This window comes from Vibrio ulleungensis, assembly GCF_016900875.1.
GTDB classification, from domain to species: domain Bacteria; phylum Pseudomonadota; class Gammaproteobacteria; order Enterobacterales; family Vibrionaceae; genus Vibrio; species Vibrio ulleungensis.
Map to the genome: position 1 here is coordinate 19,782 of NZ_JAFEUM010000003.1, position 22,708 is coordinate 42,489.

Below are 22,708 nucleotides of genomic sequence, written 5' to 3' on the forward strand. Positions count from 1 at the left end.
AAAGAATCCAGCTTCGGCTGGATTTTTTTATTGCCTTACGAATGACGACGTTGAATATACTTCAGCGACACGGTTTGCAACAGCACGGTAATGTCTATTCGAACTCTAAACGCATTTCTGCAATTTGGGATTTCATATTATTGATGCACTCAAAGGTGTCATCCACAATATCGACATCATATTCGCCACCAAATATGTTTTCTTTACCAAAGTCGTAGGTGATTTCGTAATTGTCGTAGGCTGAATCGGCATTTACTCCGTCGCAACTTTCGTGCAGTGCGTACCAACGGTCTTCTACGTCTTCTAATTTTTCGCGCGTAATATCAAAATAGTCGACCAGTGCAAAGGCTTCATCAATTCTAGATTGGAGAAAATTAATCCTATCGCGATAGTTACTCGCATTATATTTGAAGTCATAGGTGCAAATGTCTTCGTAACGCTCTACGCCTTCATTATAGTGTCGCATCATCGACCGATCTTTGCTCATGGTTCGATCCCAATTGCTGTCGGTACACGACAACGCAGATACGGGAGAAGAGACCAGTACCCCAAGGGTTATAGTGACAGATGAAAGTAAGATAGCTCTGGAATGCATGTCATGTTCCTTATGTCAGGCTTCGAGATTTTTGATGAAGTGATAACTAATCAGATACTTTATAACGAGTTTTTGGAATAGACTAGTGCAAACCGATGGGAGTGCGTCACATTTCAAATCAACAAGTTAGCTAACCAGAAATTATTGTATGACCTAATTGTTATCGCCACTTACGTTGTCTTTAGATACAAAAAAACCACCCGAAGGTGGTTTTTTTCATAAACGGTTAACGCTTACTTTGTAACGCGTAGTACAGGTGTTTCACCAACAACAACTTCACCAGCAAGCTTGTTCAGCTCTTTGATTTCGTCCATGTTAGAGATAACAACAGGCGTTAGAGTTGATTTTGCTTTTTCTTCTAGGAAAGCCAAATCAAATTCGATAACAGTGTCGCCTGCTTTAACTTCTTGACCTTCTTCAGCGATACGTGTGAAACCTTCGCCTTTAAGTTCTACAGTGTCGATACCAAAGTGAACGAATAGCTCAATGCCGTCGTTTGATTCGATAGAGAATGCGTGGTTAGTTTCGAAGATCTTACCAATGGTGCCGTTTACAGGTGCAACCATTTTGTTGCCTGCGGGCTTGATAGCAATACCGTCACCAACGATCTTTTCAGCGAATACTACATCTGGCACATCTTCAATGTTTACGATTTCGCCAGACAGTGGAGAAATAATGTCAATAGCGCCAGCATCAACGTTGTCGTCAGATACCAGTTTTTTTAGCTTGTCAAACAGACCCATCGTGTCGTGCTCCTAAGTATTTATTAATTCTGTCCGAATTATAGTACAACAACTCACGAAAATAGACGACATTTTTTGCCGTCTATTACGTTGAATTGCCTAATTTTATGAATGCTTCGCGATGAATTGGTCTACGTGAGCTTCTATTTCTGCCGCAGTAGCCATCTGAAGGGCTTCGTCGGCCATAACCTTCACTTCCGCAAAGTTTGCGTTGCGAATGATCTTCTTCACTTTAGGGATAGAGATACCGCTCATTGAGAACTCATCAAGACCCATACCAAGTAGGAGCAATGTTGCGCGTTCGTCGCCCGCCAATTCGCCACACATACCCGTCCATTTACCTTCTTTGTGAGAAGCGTCGATAACTTGCTTAATCACAGTAAGAACAGCTGGAGAGAGTGGGTTGTACAGGTGAGAAATCAACTCGTTACCACGGTCAACAGCCAATGTGTATTGGGTTAAATCGTTAGTGCCGATTGAGAAGAATGCGACTTCTTTCGCAAGGTGGTGAGCGATCGCAGCAGCGGCTGGAGTTTCAACCATTACGCCAATTTCGATATTTTCATCGAAGGCGATACCTTCTTCACGTAGCTCTGCTTTGTATTCTTCTATAGCGCTCTTAAGCTCACGGATCTCTTCAACTGAAATGATCATCGGGAACATAATACGAAGCTTGCCGTGTGCGGAAGCACGCAGAATACCACGCAATTGATCTTTAAGGATTTCACGACGGTCTAGGCTGATGCGAACCGCACGCCAACCCAAGAATGGGTTCATTTCTTGTGGAAGATCCATGTATGGAAGATCTTTGTCACCACCGATGTCCATAGTACGAATAATAATAGACTTATCACCCATGGCTTCGGCAACGTCTTTGTAAGCTTGATATTGCTCGTCTTCAGTTGGCAGTGCGTCGCGGTCCATAAATAGGAACTCTGTGCGGTACAAACCAACACATTCGCCACCGTTGCGGTTGATGCCTTCGCAATCTTTAACCGTACCAATGTTACCGCCAATCTCTACATGATGACCGTCTAGGGTAATCGCTGGAAGATCTTTTAGCTTAGCCAGTTCTTCTTTTTCGGCGATAAAGTCGTCACGAACTTTTTTCGCTTCAGCTAGTTCAGCGTCTGATGGATTGATAATGATCTTGTTGTTCATTGCATCCAAGATCAGCGTATCGCCATTGTTCACTTTTTTGGTGATGTCGTTAGTGCCAACGATCGCTGGTAGTTCAAGTGAACGTGCCATGATAGAGGTGTGCGATGTGCGTCCACCGATATCACAGGCAAAACCAAGAACGTAGTCTAGGTTGATTTGAGCAGTCTCAGAAGGGGTAAGATCGTAAGCCACTAGGATCACTTCTTCATCGATATCAGCGAGAGACACGATGTTGATGCCCAGAGTATTCTTAACAAAACGCGTACCGATATCACGGATATCTGTGGCGCGTTCTTTTAGGTATTCGTCGTCTAACGACTCGAGAGCCGTCGCTTGCTCTTCAATGACAGAGTGAATTGCATTATCTGCATGCATGTGTTCGTCTTTGATGAGAGTGAGGATTTCCTCTTCTAACTCTTCATCTTCCAGCAACATGATGTGGCCTTCAAAAATGGCCTCTTTCTCTTCACCGAAAGTTTCAAGTGCTTTTTGTTTTACAATTTCTAGTTGTGCTGCAGATTTATCACGCGCATCGAAAAAACGTTGGACTTCGGAGTCGACTTGGTCAGCAGTAATTTTCTGTGTGTTTAGAACAATTTCGTCTTCTTGAAGAAGCAGTGCTTTACCAAACGCGATGCCTGGAGATGCTAGAATGCCTGAGATCATAATCTTACCTTTATCGGAGACTTACCTATTTTAGCGGTAAGTTACGGAAGTTGTGCAGAATGAAACAGTGTTGCTCACCCAATTAATTACTAAGGTTTAGTTTAATCAGGGCCCTATTTCAACAAAGCCACTCGGTTTTTACCCCAGTGGCTTTAAGATGTTTAACTATGGTAACGGATTAGTGTAGCTCATCCATTAGAGCAACTAGGTGGTCAACAGCTTCTTGAGCTTGAGCACCTTCAGCAGAGATAGTCACCAAAGTGCCTTTAACCAGACCTAGAGTCTGTAGCTTGAACAAGCTTTTTGCACTTGCGCTCTTGCCGTTAGAAGTCACAGTGATGTCTGCATCGAAAGATTTTGCTTCTTTTACAAATTGTGCAGCTGGGCGAGTGTGTAGGCCGTTTTCTGCTGTGATTTCAACTTGCTTCTCGTACATGTGATTTACCCCATTTATATTGTTTTGTTGTATTCGATGACAGTTAGCTTAATAAGGGATCTGGTTCGTTGCCAGTTTTTCGCCTTAATTGAACAATTGAATGTTCATGCAAACCTGTATCGTGGTTTTTTCGCAGGAGCTTATGTGTCTCCTTTTGCGAGGTTGCTTGCTTCGTTTTTTATTTTGAAGCAAAAAATAAAACATCCTGATATTAACAAACAGTAATATTGGGTCAATAAAAAAAGCCCCAAAAGGGGCTTTTTCGACCAAAAAATTGATTTAAATCGTACTTCAGAGTGCTTACTGTTGGTTCTCTTTGTCGCTAAAAATGCCCGCAAATAGTGCAGTACTTAGGTAACGCTCACCCGAGCTAGGCAGTACGGTTACAATAGTTTTTCCAGCAAATTCAGGTAGTTCAGCAATTCGGTTTGCCGCAACAACCGCCGCGCCCGAAGAGATACCTGCAAGAATACCTTCCTCTTCCATGAGACGACGCGCCATTTCGATCGCTTCATCAGAAGTTACAGACTCAACACGGTCAAGAAGCTCAAGATCCAAGTTTTCTGGAATAAAGCCAGCACCAATACCTTGAATTTTGTGTGGAGCAGGTTTTACTTCTTCGCCTGCAAGCACTTGGGCAATCACTGGAGACTCTGCAGGTTCAACAGCCACAGATGTGATTGCTTTGCCTTGAGTGCCTTTGATGTAACGACTTGTCCCAGTGATAGTACCACCTGTACCAACACCGGCGACGATAACATCCACTTCACCGTCGGTCGCATCCCAAATTTCAGGACCAGTGGTTTTTTCGTGAATGTCTGGGTTAGCAGGGTTGCTGAATTGTTGGAGAAGCAAGTATTTGCTTGGGTCTGAGGCAACAATTTCTTCTGCTTTGGCGATAGCGCCTTTCATACCTTTCGCCGCTTCAGTTAGCTCAAGGTTTGCACCCAGTGCTTTTAGAAGCTTACGACGTTCAAGACTCATTGACTCTGGCATAGTTAGAGTAAGTTTGTATCCACGTGCTGCAGCAACAAACGCAAGAGCAATACCGGTGTTACCACTGGTTGGCTCAACAATTTCAATGCCTTCTTTAAGTGTGCCTGCTTTTTCTGCTTCCCAGATCATGTTGGCACCGATACGGTCTTTAACGCTGAAGCTCGGGTTACGCGCTTCTACTTTGGCCAGTACATTGCCTTTTGAAACACGGTTTAGGCGAACGAGAGGTGAGTTACCAATAGTTAGGGTGTTGTCTTCGAAAATCTTGCTCATCGTATAGTCCTTTATCTGGAAATCGCTTTATGAGGTGAAGGAATAGGCTCCAATCACTATGGAGCCAGAATATCGTTCAATAGCGAAAAGGCAAAGTAATAAAAGGTTATATGATATGAGGTTAGCGCATGATTATCGTGGCAATGCCGAGGTGTGTTGATACTTATCAACCCACATTGCCGTCGCACCGCATACCGCTATTGGCATGACCACAAGGTTCAGTAGTGGGACAGTCGTAAACAAACTCACTAAAACCCCAAAACTATAAGCGCTGCCCTGATTTTGCTTTAGCTCTTGTCTCATGGTCGCAAAAGGTACTTTATGGTTGTCGAACGGATAGTCACAGTATTGCACCGCAAGCATCCAAGCAGTGAACAAAAACCATAGAACGGGAGCCACTGTTTGGCCAAGCGCTGGGATCATCAAGAGCAAAAACAAACCGATGGCTTTAGGGATGGTGTACCATAATTTTTGCCATTCGCGTTTAAACACCCGTGGCAGATCTTTAATGACATCAAGCACGGTAGAGTTGTCTTGCCGTCCAGTAAGGTGATTTTCTACCTTTTCGGCGAGTAAGCCATTGAGTGGGGCAGCGATGAAGTTAGCCAGTGTGCTAAAGAAATAGGAAAACAGCCCAATTATGGTGATCACTAATAATGGCCATAGAATATATTCAAGCCACATGAGCCACTGAGGCAAGTACGCTAGCCAGTTATCTATCCAAGTTCCTAAATTAGAAAACAGCAGATAGAGTGCTATACCTACTATCACGATATTGGCCAATAGGGGCAGCAATACAAAGTGCCTAATACCCGGTTTGGTCGTGAGCTCCATGCCATATAAAAAATAGCCAAAACCCGAACGTGACATAGTAAATCCTTGTTTCTGAGTAAAAATGTTATTGTAAACGGTTTAGCATTAAAGAAAAGCGTGCAGAAAATCACACCACTTAAGGGTGTTACCGAAGATTATGATTCAAAACAGGTTACAATGTTTGCTAAAGTAGTTTTGGATAAGGTAACCGTGTTTACCGCTAAACCAGTTGAGAGTTCAGAATGCAGGAATTGCGATTTGTATTAATCATTGTCGGTGTACTTGCTATAAGTGCATTGCTATTACATGGAATTTGGACCAGTAAAAAGGAAGGCAAGGCCAAGTTTTCTGATAAGCCACTTGGCAAAATCAAAACGCCTAAAAAGCCCGAAGTGCCTTTGCCTGATGACGAAGATGTTAAATTGGTCACTAAGCCAAGTAAGAAAGAACCATCATTTGGTTTAGACCAACATAAAATTTCCGATCCTTTACTCAATGATGAGCACGATTCTGCGGTTATTGTCGATGATTCGATGGAGCAAACATTTGACGAAGTCATTCATCATGACAATGACGAACCACTGCCATCGATCACCATAGATAAAGATGCCTTTGACGATGATTTCGAAATCAGTGCACCTCGTACTGTTTCGTCAGCGTCACCAAGCTTTACCCAAGATGACAGCCCAAGCGATGAGTTGAATAACGCATCAGAGCCTGTGGTGGCTGAAGAGCCAGAAAAAGAGCCAGAAATGCAGGTTATTGTGTTGCATGTTCATGCACTTGGTGATGAGCAATTTGTGGGCACTGAGCTATTCACTAGCATGGAAAATAATGGATTGCGCTATGGCGAAATGGATATTTTCCACCGTCATGTTGATATGTCTGGTACTGGACCTGTGCTGTTTAGTGTAGCGAACATGATGCAGCCAGGAACATTAGCGCACGATGATCCTGCAACCTTTACGACTAAAGGTATTTCCTTCTTTATGACGCTACCTTGTTATGGTGAAGCGGAACAAACTTTCAAGATAATGCTGACGACAGCCCAAAAAATTGCCAATGATTTGGGTGGTAACGTGTTGGATGAGCAGCGAAATATGACCACACCGGATAGGCTCAAGCGCTATCGAAAACAAGTGCAAGAATTTGATGCACAGCAAAGCACAGCCAGCTAATCAAACCCCCTTTTAAAGTGGTCCCAGTTGGGGCCATTTTTTTAACTGCGAATAAAAGTGAACACCATGAGCGAATCAATACAAAACGCCCACCAAACGCTGTCAGAGCAGCTTCATTATCACGCGCAAAAGTATTATGTGGATGACATGCCAGAGATCCCTGATGCCGAATATGACCGCTTAATGCAGCAATTGCTTGCGCTAGAGGCCGAAAATCCTCAATTGGTGACCATTGACTCGCCGAGTCAACGAGTGGGTGGAGCGGCGCTCGACAAATTTACTCAAGTCCAACATGAGCAGCCAATGCTGTCATTGGATAATGCCTTTAGCGATGACGACTTACTCAGTTTTGAAAAGCGTATTATCGATAGAGCCTCCGTGGCTAACGTCGGTGCATTTTGCTGCGAGCCAAAACTCGATGGTCTTGCGGTAAGTTTGTTGTATGAAAATGGCGTTCTAGTTCAAGCGGCAACCCGCGGAGACGGCGCGACAGGCGAAAATATTACCCAAAATGTTCGAACCATCGCTGCAGTCCCCCTGAAGTTACAAGGAGATGACTTTCCGGAGCGTATAGAAATTCGTGGCGAGGTGTTTATGCCTAAAGCGGGATTCGATGCGATGAATCAGCGGGCGCTTGCGAGAGGGGAGAAAGCCTTTGCTAACCCGCGCAACGCTGCGGCAGGCAGCCTGAGACAGTTGGACTCCAAGATCACCGCTTCTAGACCGCTTAGCTTCTATGCGTACGCGGTAGGCATTGTGCAGGGGATGACTCTGCCAGACAGCCATTACGAGCGCTTTATGCAGATCAAAAAATGGGGCATGCCAGTCTGCCCATTGACTCAACGCGTCGACTCGATGAAGGCAGTATTAGACTATCATCGCCAGATTCTTGATCAGCGCGATAACCTCGATTACGAAATCGATGGCGTGGTGATTAAAGTCGACGACATCGACTTGCAGCAGCAACTTGGGTTTGTGGCACGCGCGCCTCGCTGGGCCATTGCCTTTAAGTTTCCTGCACAAGAAGAAATTACGGTACTGAATGATGTCGAGTTTCAGGTTGGCCGCACGGGTGCCATCACGCCAGTCGCCAAACTCGAGCCAGTATTTGTCGGTGGGGTTACGGTAAGTAATGCCACACTGCATAACGCCGATGAAATTGAACGTCTCGGTGTGATGATTGGTGATACGGTTATTATCCGCCGAGCCGGTGATGTTATTCCGCAAATCACTAATGTGGTGGTCGATAGACGTCCAGACGGTGCCAAAGCAATAGAGTACCCTACGCACTGCCCTGTATGTGGCTCTGCGGCAGAGCGACTCGAAGGTGAGGCTGTAACGCGTTGTACTGGTGGCTTGGTATGCCAAGCGCAGCGTAAGCAAGCGATAAAACACTTCGTATCGCGAAAAGCGCTGGATGTGGATGGACTCGGTGACAAGGTTGTTGAACAGTTGGTGGATAGAGAGCTCATCGAAAACCCGGCGCAGCTATTTGGCTTATCGGCAGGGCTACTAACGATGTTGGATCGCATGGGACCTAAATCGGCACAAAATGTCGTGGACGCACTTAATGCGTCTAAGCAAACCACCTTAGCGCGATTTCTGTATTCGTTAGGGATCCGAGAAGTGGGCGAAGCCACCGCAGCCAATTTGGCTCAGCACTTTTACACTTTGGACGCGATTCAAAGCGCCTCTGCTGAGCAACTTATCGAAGTGCAGGATGTGGGCGATATTGTGGCAAAACACATTGTTCACTTCTTTGCTCAGCCGTTAAATCAGCAAGTGGTTGAAGAGTTGATTGCAGCCGGTATTCATTGGCCAGCAATTGAAGAGCGCGGCGCAACCGGAGAGCTGCCACTTGACGGAAAAGTAGTGGTATTAACCGGAAGCCTCACTCAGCTTACTCGCAGTGAAGCGAAAGAAGCGTTACAAGCGCTTGGGGCGAAGGTGACGGGATCTGTATCTAAGAAAACCGACATCCTATTTGCGGGTGCTAACGCTGGCTCAAAACTCGCCAAGGCTCAGGACTTAGATGTGGAAGTTAGAGACGAGCAAGCACTTGTGGATTTGATGGCTCAATTTAACGTGTAGTTCAGCATAGGGCTGAATTTAGGCTGAATAGAAATAATAAAAGGGCTGCGAGTATATTCTGCAGCCCTTTTTGCATGCACCATACGAGGCGCCTTTCTTTTTAGAACATAGCAGGTAACTAAGTCGGCAACGCTTCGCTCAACTCATTGTTATCTATTGCGTCTGGTTTAGTTTCTAGCCCATTGTAGGTTTTTGCAATAAATAGGTCTTTCTGTTTCATATTGACCAGCCATTTTGCTTTTGTGACTGCAAAGGGTAATTGCACTACGCCAGTTTTAGGACCCGTAGGAACGAGAGCCATTAGTTTTGTCATTGGCTTATAGGCCTTTAACGAACGGTTTTTACGTTGGGCTACGATATTTTTAGCTAAGAACTCAGCTTGCATGCCTGCGATATAGCCAAGTTTGAAGCTACCGGTGTCAGCCACATCTCCCAAGGCATAAATGTGCTCAAAACCTTCTACTTGCAAATGCGCGTTCACTTTTACATAGCCTCTGTCATCGAGTGCGGTAGATAGGTTAGTGCGCATAAATTCACTGTTGGGGAGTGTTCCAACGGCCGACAGCACTAAGTCAGGTTTTGTAATGTCACCACTCGCTGTGTCTCTATAATGTTGATCTTCTGCGATATAGCTACGGTTGGTTTCAATGGTTACGCCTAAGGCCGTCAATTGTTGATGTGCCAGTTGTTGCGCTTTTGGCTTCATGGTATCGAGTAGGGCACTTTTATTGTGGGCCAGAGTAACGTTGGCTGACGGGTGCGCATGGGCGACTTCTCCTGCTAGTTCGACACCCACTATGCCACCACCAAGAATGAGAATATCTTTGGCTGCCGCTAACTCACTATGAATGCTTTGCAACTCGTGTTCGCGCTCTTGCTTGGACCGTGCCTGATTGCTCTTTGCCATTGGTAGGCTTGGGTAGCGACTTCCTGTTGCGATGATCGCATGCTCAAATGCTATGGTCTCACCAGTATCTAAAACCGCATGGTTTGGTGCCAGTGAGTCTATAGAAGCCTGTTTAAACGCGCTGTCTAAAAAATCACTATATCGTTTTCGAGGGGAAGCGGGCATAGAGTCAGGCGCTGCGGCGTTGCGTAGTGTGGCATAAGTGACTTCAAAATAGTCTTTTTGATCCACAAGTAGAGTATCTATGCCTTGCTTAGCTAAACGCTGCGCAAGTGCTGCGCCGGCAAACCCACCACCAATGATTAAGTAGTCCGTTTTGTTCATGGTAATCCCCGCTGATTTGATTTATGTTGATTGTATATATTGCCTATTCGCAAATATATAGCCGAAAATGCAAAAATATTTTGCAATATTGCAAGTGTCTGGCATGCGAGTTAGAAGCCGAGCGAATTATGGGAGGTAGCGGGTGAATTGGAGTGATGTTCGAATTGTGTTGGCGGTCGCTGAGCACGGAACACTGCAGCAGGCTGCAGAGGCGTTAAGTGTGAACCATACGACGGTTTGGCGGCGTTTGCAGGCGCTTGAAAAAAACATGGGTGCTCAGTTGTTTGTCAGTGACCGGCACGGGCATCAATTAACCGATGTCGGCAAACAGATCATCCATCATGCACAGACCGTTGCAGATAACATGGAGTCTATCGAGCGGATAGTTTCTGGGGACAAAACAGAGTTGTCGGGTGTTATTAGATTGACAGCCCCCGTGCATGCAACAAACACATTATTTCCCCGCTTATTAAAAGAGTTTCAACTACTTTACCCTCAAATTCGATTTGAGTTGTTGCTTGATAATGCTGAATTAGACATCGAGAAAAGAGAAGCAGATATTGCCATTCGAGGGACTCACAAAGTCCCTGATAACCTTATTGGGCGATGCATTGGGAAAACGAATTGGTCGCTATACGTTAGTGATGAGTTGTACCAAGGCCGGTTAATGAGTATCGAAGAAATAAAGCGGTTGCCGTTGATTGGTTATTCTCACTTTAATAACCCTGCAGGGAAATGGCATGCAGATACCTTTAAAGAGGTAACCAAAACCGTTGTTTGTGGAGGGTTGGAGAATGGGCGAGGGTTTGCAGAAGTTGGGATGGGGGTGGGGTTACTCCCGTCAAATATGGAGACATCACTGCGTGAAATTTATAAACTCCCTGAAGAGCTCGGGGCTGAATTGTGGCTGCTCACCCACCAAGAGATGAGAACCTCTGCAAAGATTAAGGCGTTGTGGGATTTTTTGTTAGAAAAATTGCTCAATCACGATCAGCTACTGCCAACAAATGATAATGCCAATCAAAGCAATTAACCCTACATTCTTGCTTGCTAAAATCGTTAATAGCTGCGTTAAGGATTTAGCAGTACAACAACTATCTAAGCCAATCTTTGCCTTGCTCTTAGTGATTTTCCGGCGCAATTTTCTGACCAGTAAATTACGTCGATTGGCAAAAGATGTTGCCAAGGATAGATTGAACTCAAAAATAAAGAGCCTCGGGTTGGGTTAACATCCGAGGCTCTTACAATTACTTGTTAGTTATCAAACATACTTATTTGGAACGAATTACTCTGCTTTGGTCACAAACAGAGTAATTCCGTCGACATCAGTGACTTTGACCAAGGTGCCTTGCTCCAAATCTTGGTCACAACTTGCACGCCACGTCGAATCGCCCAGCTTTAGTCGAAAATGACCGCGTTGAACGTTCTCGGTAAGACGGGTAGTTTTGCCAATCAGCTGTTTCTCTTTCTGGTTAAGGCTACGCTTTGCGTCGGACTGGGTGTCTTTTTTGTGCTGGTAACGCCACCATTGCCACGTCGTGACCAGTGAAAATACCGCAAAGCAGACCCACTGCATTTCCCAACCTATGGGCAGAACCAAAAGAATAGCCGCCACTAATAGTGCGGACAATCCCAACCAAAGAAAGTAGCCTGCAGTGCCTAGTAACTCTCCCGCAAGCAGCAGCAAGCCAAAGGCTAACCAGTGCCAATGGTTCATCTGTTCGAGTAACGTGATCATAGGCGCTCCTTACAACTCTTTGGGTTACTTATCGGTTTTGCTTTGCTGAAACATCTCAGAGATGCCCGCAACCGAGCCCATTAGGCCAGTTGCTTCCAACGGTAACATGATGATCTTGCCGTTCTCCGCCTGTCCAATGCTCTTAAGTGCATCGGTATAGCCTTGCGCGATGAAGTAATTAACCGCTTGCATATCACCTGCCGCAATAGCTTCAGAAACCATCTTAGTCGCATTCGCTTCGGCTTCCGCTTCTCTTTCACGGGCTTCAGCTTGTAAAATAGCGGCCTGCTTCTCACCTTCAGCACGAAGAATTTCAGATTGCTTATGGCCTTCTGCTTTCAATATTTCGGCCTGACGAATACCTTCAGCTTCTAGTACTTCGGCACGCTTGTTACGCTCAGCTTTCATCTGCGCGTTCATCGCAGCGGTCAGATCAGCGGGTGGCTGAACATCTTTGATCTCAATACGGGTTACTTTAACGCCCCACGGGTTGGTCGCTTCGTCTACAATAGAGAGCAAACGCGTATTGATTGAATCGCGCTGGCTAAGCATTTCATCCAGTTCCATTGAACCTAACACGGTACGGAAGTTAGTGAGCGTTAAGTTGCGGATTGCGTGCTCAAGTTCAGTGACTTCGTACGCGGCTTTAGGTGCATCGATGACCTGTACAAAACAGACCGCATCAATAGTGACGTTGGCGTTGTCTTTAGAGATGACCTCTTGTGCAGGAATGTCTAAGACACGTTCCATCATGTTGATCTTATTACCAACCTTGTCGATAAAAGGAACGATCAAGTTTAGGCCAGGGTATAGAGTTTGTGTATAACGTCCAAAACGCTCCACTGTCCAGTTGTACCCTTGTGGTACCGTTTTAATGCCGGCCGCTAAAAATGCTACGACCACAAATATAAATACGCCAATGGCAATGAGTGCATCCAATCCCATGGTTTTTCCTCGCTAAGTTAAATTGAGCTTACTATACCAAACGTCCGCTAACATTCTGATCTTAAAAACGAAAATAGGCTGAAAATCAGCCTATAGTTGTGAGATTTGCGAGCAAGGTTACGCTTTAGTATAGGATGGAATACAGCTTTCTTCGATACGCTTTCGCCACGCTACTCTCTTGCCCAAGCGCGGACATAATGTCCATGAACGATTTTTTAATTTCGCCGTCGTGAGCACCTAAATCTTTCACTAAAACTTGCCAAAGTAGCTCAAGTGCGTCTTCACTTCGATTCACTTGATGATATTGCGCGGCAAGCTCAATACACAGAGCGAGATCATCAGGCGTTGCTTGTTGCTGCTGCTCCAGAGCTTGCAGCTCGGGGCTATTTGCAGCTTGTTCGAACAATTCGAGCTTAGCTTGTAGACCTTTATAGTGATTGTCGTGGAACTGCATTGGGACAGTGTCTAGCAGCGCTTTTGCATGTTCGATTTGTTGAGTCTCAATCAAGCATTCTGTCATTGCTAATTTTACTTCGCCTTTTTGTTGTAGCTCGGCATCCAAAGACTGCATCACGGTCAACGCTTTAGCGTGCTCGCCCGAGGTCATGAGTGTGAGAGCTTCTTTAAGCGCAAGCTCATCCTGACTTGGAAGGTGTTTGGCTAACATCTGTTTAATGGCTTCGATAGGCTGAGGTCCACCCATTCCATCGACGGGCTGGCCATTCACAAACAGCGCAAGTGTAGGCAGTGCTTGTACACCAAATTGCCCAGCGATCGCTTGTTCTTTTTCACAGTCTAGGGTGGCGAGGTGGAATGCCCCTTGATACTCGTTTACCAACTGATTGAGTGGTGTCAGCAGCTCTACGCTCTCTTGACTCATCGAAGCCCAAAAGTGGATCAGTACCGGAGTTTGCATTGACATCTCAATGACTTGTTGAATATTGGTGGTGTCAATGGCAGTAATATAAGGCGATTGCATGTTGGATCCTAAACAGCGTATGAGATGCTACTAATATCTTGTCAGATAGCAGATTTTCAAGTCTTGAACTTAAAAAAAGCGACATGTGAAGGATTTAGCCTAGAAGGCTTCAAGACTTGCTAAAGTAGTGTAGCGGTAGGGAGCTGAGTACACAGACGGTGCTCAAGCTTTATAACAAGATTAACACCATCAGCGTTACACAGACACCCAACCAATTTAGTTGGTTTAAACTCATGTGATAACTCTAAATAACCGTATAGTCTGGGAATTATGCCAACCCTATGTGACGCCAATATTACATTTAGCAATAAAGTGCACTTTTTTGACGCAAGGTACTTAGAGGCTAATGAGTGAGGCGTTAAAGCGAATAGATCTGTTTTAATGCTGGCTCTAAGCGAGAATAGGTAAAGTTAAAACCAAGTTCGGTTAATTTCTTTGGGCGAGAGCAGCAGCTGTCTAAAACAAGTGCGGCCGATTCTCCCATAATGATTTTCATTGCCCAAGCAGGAACAAAAAACAGATTAGGACGGCGTAAGCGACGGGCTAAAGTTTGACTGAAATCCGCATTAGTTACAGGATGGGGAGCATTAAAATTAAACGCCCCATGAGCGCTTGGCGTCTCGAGTAAAAACACGATCCCTTGAACCATATCGTGAAGATGGATCCACGGCAGATACTGCTGCCCATTGCCTATTTTACCTCCTACTCCCAATTGAAAAGGCAAGCTCATTTTGGGTAGTGCACCACCATCTTTGCCTAAAACCACCCCGGTGCGGATAACACACACGCGAGTGTGTTCGGTGCGGGCTTGGAGTGCGATCTCTTCCCATCGTTGACATACTTGGTGGGAAAATTGATTTTTTAGCGTGTCGGTTTGGTTAAAGGATTCGTCTAGGGAGTGGTGCTGTTGGTCACCATAAAAGCCAACCGCAGAGCCACTAATGAGTGTGTGTGGTGGCGTATCACTCGCCTCAATTAGATCAACGAGGTGTTGAGTGACGTTCCAACGGCTATTGCATATCAGTTCTTTCTGAGCGCGGGTCCATCGCTTATTGGCAATGGGTTCACCGGCTAAATTGATCACAGCATCGACATGATTTAGATCGGTCAGGGTATCCAAACTGGTGATGTAGTCGATTTGGCCATGGTCGATATGCTTTAAGGTTTCTTTTGCCTGCTCTGGATCGCGCGTGAGCAAAATAATACTGTTGGCTCGCATCGATTTAAGTAGTTCGCGGCCGATAAAGCCGGTTCCACCAGTGACTAACAGTACCATGTCGCTTCTCCTCAATGTGTTACCGTTTATTTTAAGTATAGTAATTGCACTGCAAGCACACAGTATAGCGACTAAATTTGATAGAGCTGAATGTTAAGAGTGTGAAATGTAATACTTTTCAGCTCACACTTTTTACTCTATTCGACTAAAGGTGAGTCCCATTGTGCTCGTGTTTAAGGCACACTAAAAATAAGGTTATGGGTGAGCGTCGCTTGCCTTTGATAAAAGTTTAGGAGTCTGGATGGAACCACTTCGAGCACTTTTTCACTCCTTGCTCGCGAGCTTGCGCGACCTGCTGCCTATTATCTTAGTGATTGCCGTATTTCAATTCCTAGTGCTTGACCAACCGCTTCCCAATTTTCAATCCATTCTTGCCGGACTCGTTTTAGTCGTCTTTGGCCTAACGCTGTTTGTGTTTGGCCTCGAAATGGGCCTATTCCCCATTGGTGAATCCATGGCGCAAGCTTTTGCCCGAAAAGGTAGCGTCTTTTGGTTGGTCCTATTTGCCTTTTGCTTGGGGTTTGGCACCACCATTGCCGAGCCTGCACTCACAGCTGTAGCCGATGAGGCGGCGGAAGTCGCAGCTGAAGGGGGTATGATCATTAATGGCCTCGACAGTATGGAAGAGTACGCTCTTGGTCTGAGGCTTTCGGTCGCGTTATCGGTAGGGGTCGCCATTGTGTTAGGGGTAGTCCGAATCCTTAAGGGATGGCCAATACACGTCATCATTATCGGCGGATATGCGATCATCGTTGTGCTGACGATTTTCGCGCCACAGTCCATCATTGGCGTAGCCTATGACTCAGGTGGCGTCACAACATCAACCATTACCGTGCCATTGGTGACCGCTTTAGGGGTCGGACTGGCCTCGTCAATCAAAGGGCGAAACCCGATGATTGATGGATTTGGGTTGATCGCGTTTGCTTCTCTGCTGCCGATTATGTTTGTGATGCTGTATGGAATGTGGGTGGCCGGATGATTCAGACCTTTTTGACCACGCTTTATTCCACCATTTTAGATGTGTTCCCCATTGTTGCTATCCTTTTTGGCTTTCAATTGGCGGTGTTAAGGCAACCCGTGGTCCACTTATCCAAGGTGATTTTAGGCTTTGTCTATGTGATTGTGGGTTTGGCGCTGTTCTTAATGGGATTAGAAATGGCGTTGTTCCCATTGGGCGAAACCATGGCTTTACAACTGACAGAGCCCGCTTTTTTGCAACAGTTCAAGCTCGGTGATGATGTTCATTTAGACTGGGAAGACTACTACTGGGTCTATCTATTTGCGTTTTGCATTGGACTCAGTACGACCATTGCAGAGCCGTCGCTCATTGCGGTGGCCATCAAAGCAAACCAAGTGTCAGCGGGAAGTATTAGCGTCAATGGATTGCGCTTTGCCGTGGCCTTAGGGGTCGCAGTTGGCATCACCTTAGGCTGTTATCGAATCGTGGTGGGTGACCCGATTCACTATTATATTATTGGTGGCTATGTCCTCGTGGTCATCCAAACCTACTTTGCCCCCAAAATTATCATACCGCTTGCTTACGATTCAGGCGGTGTTACCACCTCAACAGTAACCGTTCCCTTGGTTACAGCTCTGGGTCTGGGGTTGTCTACAACCGTTCCTGGAAGAAACCCTATGATAGATGGCTTTGGACTGATTGCGTTTGCTAGTCTGTTCCCGATTATTTCGGTGATGGCTTATGCGCAAATTACCCAATGGCTCAATGCCCGTAATCAACAGCACAAGGATGCTAAATCATGAGATTTAAATTGATTGTCGCTTTTGTCGAAGACGCAAAATCAGATGCAGTTCTCACCGCTGCCAGAGAAGCTGGCGCAACAGGCGCGACTGTCATCAATAACGCTCGCGGTGAAGGCGTTACCCAGAAAACCACTTTTTTTGGACTGACGCTGGAAGTCCAGAAAGATGTGATTCTCTTTATGGTCGAAGAGCACCTCGCCAGGCACATATTGGAGACGATCTGTGAAGCGGGTGAGTTTGATCACCAGTCGGGGCAAGGCATCGCTATTCAAATCGATATTGAAGATGCGGTGGGTGTTGCGCACCAAGTAGAAACGTTAACCAAAGTAGTGGAGGATGAACTATGACCGGACATAAATTGGTACGAGTCAGAGATGTGATGGCCAATACCTATGTGGTTGTAGATGGGTTGGTCACGGTTGATGAGGGTATTCGTTTGGCTAGGGAGCATGTGGTTAAAGCTCTGGTGGTAGATAAACGCCATGCCGATGATGAATATGGTTTAGTTCTGATGAATGATATTGCCAAAAAGGTGCTGGCCCAGAATCGTTCAGCGCATCGTACTAATATCTACGAGATCATGACCAAACCTGCTTTGAGTGTAGACCCCGAAATGAACGTAAAATACTGTGCCAGACTGTTTGAACGTTTTGGGATCAGCCGCGCCCCGGTGGTTGAAAATGGCCAAATAATCGGAATGGTGAGTTATAACAACATCGTGATCAACGGAATGGTTGATATTCGGTAGCGCGTCCACTGGTCAGTCGAACCTGTTGGCTTATACAGACTACTATTAAAAATTAAGACAAACCTATCGGCAAAGTCGATAGGTCATCATTTATGTTGATAGACGATGCGAGATATTCTAATCACTCATTTTGAAAATGGGCTACGAGGAATATCGCCATGCATAACACCTTTCATTATTGCGGTGAGCTATCAATCGAGCAATTGCTAGCCACAAGCATTGTTAAACCAAGCAATAATTACCAATCAAAAGCAGAACAGTTAGAAACTCAAATTGCGACTGTTCGCAGCGCAATTAACTCGGTGCACCTTGGGTTAACGATTAAAAACCACCAAGTAATTAGCCTTCAACTAGAGGCCTTAGAGTCTGTGGCCGCGATTTATCGAAATCGGGCTCAACTCGAAAGCATTGCCCAAGAATCTGTTAAGAGCTGCGCATGAAACAGCTCATTATTTTTGCTTCACTGTGTAGTGTGTTGATGGGATGCGTAGCCACGAAACCTAACTTAGATAACGACTGCAGCAACCAAGGCGTTGAAGAGAGTCAAGTCGAGTCCAATGTACTCGGAATGGTCGCACTAACCAGTGCTTTAGCCAGAGGGCAGCATTGGTCTGGACCGTCTGCTCATGCAGAAAACGCAGAGCAGCAAGCCGAGATCATCGAAATGCAGGTTCAGCATTGTGAGCAGCAAAAAAAGGAAACTAATCACCCACACTAGCCTATGCCCTTTGCTAGTATCATTAGGCTAAAAATTGTGTGTCGGATTGTAGCAGAGTGGGTTACGTTAAGGATTTACATGGTAGAATTAACCCAAAGTAACAAGGGATTTTCCATGAATCTATTTATTGCCTCCGACATTCACGGCTGCGAGCGAGCCACCCAACTAACCTTAGAGCGATTTGAACAAAGTGGTGCCAATCACCTGATATTATTGGGTGATTTAATTAACCATGGCCCACGCAACCCTGTTCCTACTTTTTACAACCCGACAAAGGTTGCCGAGCTGCTAAACCAATATAAAGATTCCATCATCGCAGTTCGTGGTAACTGTGACAGCGAAGTGGATCAAATGCTGCTTGATTTTCCAATCATGAATGATTTCAACTGGATGCCACTGCCTTCTGGGCAGCGAGTGTTCCTCACTCACGGGCACTTATACAACAAAGACAAAGCGTCTGTATTAAAACAGGGCGATATTATGGTGCACGGCCACACGCATTTACCTCAAGCCCAATGGGAAGGGGATATTATTGTTGTCAATCCAGGTTCTGTGACCATCCCTAAAGGTGGGCATGAAGCAAGTTTCGCTACATGGAAAGACGGTGTCATTGAAGTGAAAGCCCTCGAATCGCAACAAATCATCGCCACCCTCTCAATTTAAAAATGCCCACTGCAACCGAATGGTCGTAGTGGGCAAAGTGATTTGATGTTGATTGGCCGGACAGTAAAGGTCTAGTTTGATACCAGGACTTGAGAGCCGTGACCTAGGCTGGTCAACAAAATTGCATTGTCGCTGATGATATCTATACGTCGGCTTTGCTGAGCGTCGGTAACAAAGATCTGTTTAATCAGTGATAATTGTTTATCGGTAAACTGGCGATTATCAACACTGGACGAATCTTTAAAGTCCTGTGGGTTGACCAATAAATAGTTGTCAGACAGTTGCCATAATCCCGACTCTGAAATTTCGATGATGGTCGGTTGTTCAGATTCCTCGTTCATTAACTCCATTCTCGATACACGCAAGTACTGCCCAGTCGGTAAGTATTTGACGTTGGAGTTGATGCTAACTTTACTCAATTGACCAAGCTCGGTCTCTGTGAGGTCCGCATGAATATGGGTAATTAGGTTGGTCTGCCATTCACGAGATGTAAGTACTTGTTCTACCTTTACGTCACTTCCCCAGTAGATCCAGCTACTAATGATCGTCGACACAAATAGAATGATGAGTGCTACGCGTTTATTCATGAGTATGCCCTTTAATTACAAATATTCTTCAAATCAGACTGTTCAGCAATCAGACGAACCGTGCTGTTTTCTGATGTGAATTCTGGTGGATGAATGTAACTAAGGTATAGCTGTCCATTTTGACCTGCGGTTGCATACACTTCTACAGCATCTTGGTCATTGTTGGTGTAGCTCTCAAGGTAAGCGCTAACACAGAGTTCGATGCTCGGGATCCAGGTATCCAAACTTGGATGGCCCATGGTTGTCTTAACTGGAACTGAATCAACTACCACTACTTCTCTAAACTGTGAAGGTGTTGAGTTGGGAGTAAACAATCCGCCAAACGGTAGCAGGAGTGCAACCAGCAAAATGACTTTGGTAGCAGTATCCATTTTTGACCAAAAAGAGGGTGCTTTTGCAGTGCTCTGATTAGTTTGAGTTTCTGTTGTTGGAGCGTTTTGCGTCGCTGCAGCAGATTCAGCCGTAACCGGCTCAGCGATATCTTCAGTACTTTTAGCCTCAACACTTGAGATCAATTGATAACCGCGCTTTGGCACAGTTTTCACAAATTGAGGGGATTTGGTTGAGTCGTTTAATTGTTTTCTTAACGTAGAAATAGCTTGGGTCAAGCTAGAGTCATCGACTTGAAAACCTTGATCGCGCCAGACAAACTCATGCAACTCGTCACGAGTGATCACTTCATTAGGGCGCTCAGAAAGCATTAGAAGAATGCGGCTTTCATTACTACCAAGTCGAATGATTTCGTTTTCATTATCGAGTGGAGTCAGAGAATTGCTGTTTGGATCGAAGGTGTAGGTTTGTGCAAGTATAAACTTAGTGCCAATATTGCTCATTATCTCTTCTTCGTTATTAGCGTCAATCTCTCCTTGGAATCACATTTTAATCCTTCTAAAAACGTGAGCTATCTTTTTTTAGATTAGATAAGCTGCGTAAATATAATAAATTTTTGTCAAAAATACATCTTTTTTGTCGCCTCTTACCTTGAATTTGTTTTGGGAACCCATATTTCATCGTCAACAGAATGAGTTTAATTGCCGTTAGAAGGGCGATTCTTTCTTACGACATATGAGTAACACTAATGGAGTCAATATGAGCGACACTGTATCTCAAGCTAAGGAAACACGTGGTTTCCAGTCAGAAGTAAAACAGCTTCTTCATCTTATGATCCACTCTTTGTATTCGAACAAAGAGATCTTTTTACGTGAGTTAATTTCGAATGCTTCGGATGCATCGGATAAGTTACGTTTTAAAGCGCTGTCTAACCCTGAACTGTATGCAGGTGATGCTGATCTTGGCGTTAAGCTTACTTTTGACGAAGCGAATAACACGCTAACCATTTCTGATAATGGTATTGGTATGAGCCGCGAGGATGTCATTGAGCACCTTGGGACAATCGCTAAGTCGGGCACCGCAGATTTCTTCCAAAAGTTATCAAGCGAAGAGAGCAAAGACTCACAACTGATTGGCCAGTTTGGCGTAGGTTTTTATTCGGCATTTATCGTTGCTGACGCGGTAACCGTTCGTACTCGTGCCGCCGGCCTTGATGCGGACCAAGCGGTTCAATGGCACTCGAGCGGTGAAGGCGAGTACACAATAGAAAACATTTCAAAAGAAACTCGTGGTACTGACATCGTGCTGCACATGCGTGAAGACGGCAAAGAGTTTTTGGCAGAGTGGCGTTTGCGTGAAGTGATCAGCAAATACTCTGACCACATCGGCATTCCAGTGTCTATCCTAACCAAGAAGCGTGATGAGGAAGGGAACGAAACCGACGAAACTGAATGGCAACAGATCAACAAAGCTCAAGCCCTTTGGACTCGCAATAAATCGGACATCAGTGAAGAAGAGTATCAAGAGTTCTATAAGCATGTTTCTCACGACTTTGCTGATCCGCTGGTGTGGAGCCACAACCGTGTAGAAGGTAAAAATGACTACACCAGTCTGCTTTACATTCCTTCGAAAGCGCCTTGGGACATGATGAATCGTGATCACAAGAGTGGTTTGAAGTTGTACGTTCAACGCGTGTTTATTATGGACGACGCTGAGCAGTTTATGCCTTCATACCTGCGTTTTGTTAAAGGTTTAATTGACTCTAACGATTTGCCGCTAAACGTCTCACGTGAAATTCTGCAAGACAATAAGGTGACTCAGTCTCTTCGCAGTGCCTGCACAAAACGTGTGTTGACCATGCTTGAGCGTATGGCCAAAAATGACGAAGAAAAGTACATCTCATTCTGGAAAGAATTTGGTTTGGTCATGAAAGAAGGACCTGCAGAAGACATGGCAAACAAAGAGAAAGTTGCTGGTCTAATGCGTTTTGCTTCAACTGAGGTTGATTCTGCGGATCAAACTGTGTCGCTGGCGAAGTACGTTGAGCGTATGAAAGAAGGCCAAGACAAAATTTACTACTTAACCGCAGACAGCTACGCAGCGGCTAAGAACAGCCCACACCTAGAGCAATTTAGAGCGAAAGGTATTGAAGTGGTATTGATGTATGACCGCATTGACGAGTGGTTGATGAACTACCTGACAGAGTTTGACGGTAAGCAGTTCCAGTCGATCACCAAATCGGGTCTCGATCTGAGCCAATTCGAAGATGAAGCTGAGAAAGAAAAGCAAAAAGAGACCGAAGAAGAGTTTAAATCTGTAGTCGAGCGCACTAAAACCTATCTTGGCGATCGCGTCAAAGAAGTACGTACGACCTTTAAGCTCGCGACAACTCCAGCGGTTGTAGTTACCGATGATTTCGAGATGGGCACACAGATGGCTAAGCTTCTAGAAGCGGCTGGTCAAGAAGCGCCTTCGGTTAACTATATTCTTGAAATTAACCCAGAGCATGACATGGTTCAACGCATGGCCGATGAAGCCGACGAAGAAGCATTTGGTCGTTGGGTTGAAGTTTTGTTAGGTCAAGCTATGTTGGCTGAGCGCGGTTCAATGGAAGATCCAACCTCATTTGTGACAGCGATCAATTCACTGCTGGTGAAATAGTAGGCATTGGACCTATCTTTAGTCTAATAGCCCCGCAAAGCCCAGAATTTATGATAGACTTCTGGGCTTTGTAGTTTCCCACAACATTGTAAACTTATACCGAATCTCTCCATGCCATT

24 protein-coding genes are annotated in these 22,708 nt (G+C 45.2%); 11 read left to right on the top strand and 13 right to left on the bottom strand.

The window, feature by feature from the left end; translation table 11 throughout:
* Nucleotides 1-94 precede the first annotated feature (94 nt).
* The 6 genes from JQC93_RS08685 to cysZ all read right to left on the bottom strand — a co-directional run bounded on the left by JQC93_RS08685 (nucleotide 95) and on the right by cysZ (nucleotide 5,740).
* Nucleotides 95-595 (bottom strand): hypothetical protein, encoded by a 501-nt coding sequence (locus JQC93_RS08685; RefSeq protein ID WP_205158068.1) that lies wholly within the window; start codon nucleotides 593-595, stop codon nucleotides 95-97.
* A gap of 233 nt (nucleotides 596-828) precedes the next feature.
* Entirely contained in the window at nucleotides 829-1,338 is a 510-nt protein-coding gene (gene crr, locus JQC93_RS08690; RefSeq protein WP_205158069.1) for a PTS glucose transporter subunit IIA, read from the bottom strand.
* A 105-nt stretch (nucleotides 1,339-1,443) separates the two neighbouring features.
* Complete coding sequence (gene ptsI, locus JQC93_RS08695) at nucleotides 1,444-3,165, bottom strand: phosphoenolpyruvate-protein phosphotransferase PtsI (RefSeq protein WP_205158070.1); 1,722 nt, start codon at nucleotides 3,163-3,165, stop codon at nucleotides 1,444-1,446.
* 178 nt (nucleotides 3,166-3,343) lie between these two features.
* Complete coding sequence (locus JQC93_RS08700; protein ID WP_205158071.1) at nucleotides 3,344-3,601, bottom strand: HPr family phosphocarrier protein; 258 nt, start codon at nucleotides 3,599-3,601, stop codon at nucleotides 3,344-3,346.
* A gap of 300 nt (nucleotides 3,602-3,901) precedes the next feature.
* Nucleotides 3,902-4,870 (bottom strand): cysteine synthase A, encoded by a 969-nt coding sequence (cysK, locus tag JQC93_RS08705; protein ID WP_205158072.1) that lies wholly within the window; start codon nucleotides 4,868-4,870, stop codon nucleotides 3,902-3,904.
* A 132-nt stretch (nucleotides 4,871-5,002) separates the two neighbouring features.
* The gene (gene cysZ, locus JQC93_RS08710) at nucleotides 5,003-5,740 is read right to left on the bottom strand and encodes a sulfate transporter CysZ (protein ID WP_205158073.1); all 738 of its coding nucleotides are present in this window, start codon (nucleotides 5,738-5,740) and stop codon (nucleotides 5,003-5,005) included.
* Between the two features lie 185 nt (nucleotides 5,741-5,925).
* On the opposite strand from cysZ, the gene zipA reads away from it, so the two are divergent.
* Both zipA and ligA read left to right on the top strand, forming a co-directional pair.
* Complete coding sequence (gene zipA / locus JQC93_RS08715) at nucleotides 5,926-6,861, top strand: cell division protein ZipA (RefSeq protein ID WP_205158074.1); 936 nt, start codon at nucleotides 5,926-5,928, stop codon at nucleotides 6,859-6,861.
* 66 nt (nucleotides 6,862-6,927) lie between these two features.
* Nucleotides 6,928-8,952, top strand: a complete 2,025-nt coding sequence (gene ligA, locus JQC93_RS08720; protein WP_205158075.1) for an NAD-dependent DNA ligase LigA — start codon at nucleotides 6,928-6,930, stop codon at nucleotides 8,950-8,952.
* Between the two features lie 118 nt (nucleotides 8,953-9,070).
* On the opposite strand, the gene JQC93_RS08725 is transcribed toward ligA, so the two are convergent.
* The gene (locus JQC93_RS08725) at nucleotides 9,071-10,183 is read right to left on the bottom strand and encodes an NAD(P)/FAD-dependent oxidoreductase (protein WP_205158076.1); all 1,113 of its coding nucleotides are present in this window, start codon (nucleotides 10,181-10,183) and stop codon (nucleotides 9,071-9,073) included.
* Between the two features lie 142 nt (nucleotides 10,184-10,325).
* Between JQC93_RS08725 and JQC93_RS08730 the strand changes: the two genes are divergently transcribed.
* Nucleotides 10,326-11,216, top strand: a complete 891-nt coding sequence (locus tag JQC93_RS08730; RefSeq protein WP_205158077.1) for a LysR family transcriptional regulator — start codon at nucleotides 10,326-10,328, stop codon at nucleotides 11,214-11,216.
* 252 nt (nucleotides 11,217-11,468) lie between these two features.
* On the opposite strand, the gene JQC93_RS08735 is transcribed toward JQC93_RS08730, so the two are convergent.
* The 4 genes from JQC93_RS08735 to JQC93_RS08750 form a co-directional block, all read right to left on the bottom strand.
* Nucleotides 11,469-11,921 (bottom strand): NfeD family protein, encoded by a 453-nt coding sequence (locus JQC93_RS08735; RefSeq protein WP_205158078.1) that lies wholly within the window; start codon nucleotides 11,919-11,921, stop codon nucleotides 11,469-11,471.
* 24 nt (nucleotides 11,922-11,945) lie between these two features.
* The gene (locus JQC93_RS08740; protein WP_205158079.1) at nucleotides 11,946-12,866 is read right to left on the bottom strand and encodes an SPFH domain-containing protein; all 921 of its coding nucleotides are present in this window, start codon (nucleotides 12,864-12,866) and stop codon (nucleotides 11,946-11,948) included.
* 124 nt (nucleotides 12,867-12,990) lie between these two features.
* Nucleotides 12,991-13,845 carry a co-chaperone YbbN gene (locus JQC93_RS08745; RefSeq protein WP_205158080.1) on the bottom strand — a complete coding sequence of 285 codons (855 nt, stop codon included), beginning with the start codon at nucleotides 13,843-13,845 and terminating at the stop codon, nucleotides 12,991-12,993.
* A 358-nt stretch (nucleotides 13,846-14,203) separates the two neighbouring features.
* Nucleotides 14,204-15,121, bottom strand: a complete 918-nt coding sequence (locus JQC93_RS08750; protein WP_205158081.1) for a TIGR01777 family oxidoreductase — start codon at nucleotides 15,119-15,121, stop codon at nucleotides 14,204-14,206.
* 241 nt (nucleotides 15,122-15,362) lie between these two features.
* On the opposite strand from JQC93_RS08750, the gene JQC93_RS08755 reads away from it, so the two are divergent.
* From JQC93_RS08755 to yfcE, 7 genes are all read left to right on the top strand, one after another.
* Nucleotides 15,363-16,100 (top strand): DUF1538 domain-containing protein, encoded by a 738-nt coding sequence (locus JQC93_RS08755; protein ID WP_205158082.1) that lies wholly within the window; start codon nucleotides 15,363-15,365, stop codon nucleotides 16,098-16,100.
* Nucleotides 16,097-16,882 carry a DUF1538 domain-containing protein gene (locus JQC93_RS08760; protein ID WP_205158083.1) on the top strand — a complete coding sequence of 262 codons (786 nt, stop codon included), beginning with the start codon at nucleotides 16,097-16,099 and terminating at the stop codon, nucleotides 16,880-16,882. The genes JQC93_RS08755 and JQC93_RS08760 overlap by 4 nt, the downstream gene beginning before the upstream one ends.
* Complete coding sequence (locus JQC93_RS08765) at nucleotides 16,879-17,229, top strand: P-II family nitrogen regulator (protein ID WP_205158084.1); 351 nt, start codon at nucleotides 16,879-16,881, stop codon at nucleotides 17,227-17,229. Before JQC93_RS08760 ends, JQC93_RS08765 begins: the two co-directional genes overlap by 4 nt.
* Nucleotides 17,226-17,630, top strand: a complete 405-nt coding sequence (locus JQC93_RS08770; protein ID WP_205158085.1) for a CBS domain-containing protein — start codon at nucleotides 17,226-17,228, stop codon at nucleotides 17,628-17,630. The genes JQC93_RS08765 and JQC93_RS08770 overlap by 4 nt, the downstream gene beginning before the upstream one ends.
* Nucleotides 17,631-17,788: 158 nt before the next feature.
* Entirely contained in the window at nucleotides 17,789-18,070 is a 282-nt protein-coding gene (locus tag JQC93_RS08775) for a hypothetical protein (RefSeq protein WP_205158086.1), read from the top strand.
* Nucleotides 18,067-18,348 (top strand): hypothetical protein, encoded by a 282-nt coding sequence (locus JQC93_RS08780; RefSeq protein ID WP_205158087.1) that lies wholly within the window; start codon nucleotides 18,067-18,069, stop codon nucleotides 18,346-18,348. The genes JQC93_RS08775 and JQC93_RS08780 overlap by 4 nt, the downstream gene beginning before the upstream one ends.
* Nucleotides 18,349-18,462: 114 nt before the next feature.
* Nucleotides 18,463-19,011 (top strand): phosphodiesterase, encoded by a 549-nt coding sequence (gene yfcE / locus JQC93_RS08785; protein WP_205158088.1) that lies wholly within the window; start codon nucleotides 18,463-18,465, stop codon nucleotides 19,009-19,011.
* Nucleotides 19,012-19,082: 71 nt separating this feature from the next.
* On the opposite strand, the gene JQC93_RS08790 is transcribed toward yfcE, so the two are convergent.
* Nucleotides 19,083-19,598 carry a regulatory protein ToxS gene (locus JQC93_RS08790; RefSeq protein ID WP_205158089.1) on the bottom strand — a complete coding sequence of 172 codons (516 nt, stop codon included), beginning with the start codon at nucleotides 19,596-19,598 and terminating at the stop codon, nucleotides 19,083-19,085.
* Nucleotides 19,599-19,609: 11 nt separating this feature from the next.
* Nucleotides 19,610-20,431, bottom strand: coding sequence for a winged helix-turn-helix domain-containing protein (locus tag JQC93_RS08795; protein WP_205158090.1), 822 nt, complete (start codon nucleotides 20,429-20,431; stop codon nucleotides 19,610-19,612).
* A 256-nt stretch (nucleotides 20,432-20,687) separates the two neighbouring features.
* On the opposite strand from JQC93_RS08795, the gene htpG reads away from it, so the two are divergent.
* Complete coding sequence (gene htpG, locus JQC93_RS08800; protein ID WP_205158091.1) at nucleotides 20,688-22,589, top strand: molecular chaperone HtpG; 1,902 nt, start codon at nucleotides 20,688-20,690, stop codon at nucleotides 22,587-22,589.
* Nucleotides 22,590-22,708: the final 119 nt, after the last annotated feature.

Coding starts and splice junctions, on each gene's coding strand:
- zipA (WP_205158074.1), top strand. CDS start 5,926: ATGCAGGAATTGCGATTTGTATTAATCATTGTCGGTGTACTTGCTATA.
- JQC93_RS08745 (WP_205158080.1), bottom strand. CDS start 13,845: ATGCAATCGCCTTATATTACTGCCATTGACACCACCAATATTCAACAA.
- cysK (WP_205158072.1), bottom strand. CDS start 4,870: ATGAGCAAGATTTTCGAAGACAACACCCTAACTATTGGTAACTCACCT.
- JQC93_RS08770 (WP_205158085.1), top strand. CDS start 17,226: ATGACCGGACATAAATTGGTACGAGTCAGAGATGTGATGGCCAATACC.
- JQC93_RS08765 (WP_205158084.1), top strand. CDS start 16,879: ATGAGATTTAAATTGATTGTCGCTTTTGTCGAAGACGCAAAATCAGAT.
- JQC93_RS08685 (WP_205158068.1), bottom strand. CDS start 595: ATGCATTCCAGAGCTATCTTACTTTCATCTGTCACTATAACCCTTGGG.
- htpG (WP_205158091.1), top strand. CDS start 20,688: ATGAGCGACACTGTATCTCAAGCTAAGGAAACACGTGGTTTCCAGTCA.
- JQC93_RS08790 (WP_205158089.1), bottom strand. CDS start 19,598: ATGAATAAACGCGTAGCACTCATCATTCTATTTGTGTCGACGATCATT.
- ptsI (WP_205158070.1), bottom strand. CDS start 3,165: ATGATCTCAGGCATTCTAGCATCTCCAGGCATCGCGTTTGGTAAAGCA.
- JQC93_RS08740 (WP_205158079.1), bottom strand. CDS start 12,866: ATGGGATTGGATGCACTCATTGCCATTGGCGTATTTATATTTGTGGTC.
- cysZ (WP_205158073.1), bottom strand. CDS start 5,740: ATGTCACGTTCGGGTTTTGGCTATTTTTTATATGGCATGGAGCTCACG.
- ligA (WP_205158075.1), top strand. CDS start 6,928: ATGAGCGAATCAATACAAAACGCCCACCAAACGCTGTCAGAGCAGCTT.
- JQC93_RS08700 (WP_205158071.1), bottom strand. CDS start 3,601: ATGTACGAGAAGCAAGTTGAAATCACAGCAGAAAACGGCCTACACACT.
- JQC93_RS08775 (WP_205158086.1), top strand. CDS start 17,789: ATGCATAACACCTTTCATTATTGCGGTGAGCTATCAATCGAGCAATTG.
- JQC93_RS08795 (WP_205158090.1), bottom strand. CDS start 20,431: ATGAGCAATATTGGCACTAAGTTTATACTTGCACAAACCTACACCTTC.
- JQC93_RS08725 (WP_205158076.1), bottom strand. CDS start 10,183: ATGAACAAAACGGACTACTTAATCATTGGTGGTGGGTTTGCCGGCGCA.
- JQC93_RS08750 (WP_205158081.1), bottom strand. CDS start 15,121: ATGGTACTGTTAGTCACTGGTGGAACCGGCTTTATCGGCCGCGAACTA.
- JQC93_RS08780 (WP_205158087.1), top strand. CDS start 18,067: ATGAAACAGCTCATTATTTTTGCTTCACTGTGTAGTGTGTTGATGGGA.
- JQC93_RS08760 (WP_205158083.1), top strand. CDS start 16,097: ATGATTCAGACCTTTTTGACCACGCTTTATTCCACCATTTTAGATGTG.
- JQC93_RS08735 (WP_205158078.1), bottom strand. CDS start 11,921: ATGATCACGTTACTCGAACAGATGAACCATTGGCACTGGTTAGCCTTT.
- JQC93_RS08755 (WP_205158082.1), top strand. CDS start 15,363: ATGGAACCACTTCGAGCACTTTTTCACTCCTTGCTCGCGAGCTTGCGC.
- crr (WP_205158069.1), bottom strand. CDS start 1,338: ATGGGTCTGTTTGACAAGCTAAAAAAACTGGTATCTGACGACAACGTT.
- yfcE (WP_205158088.1), top strand. CDS start 18,463: ATGAATCTATTTATTGCCTCCGACATTCACGGCTGCGAGCGAGCCACC.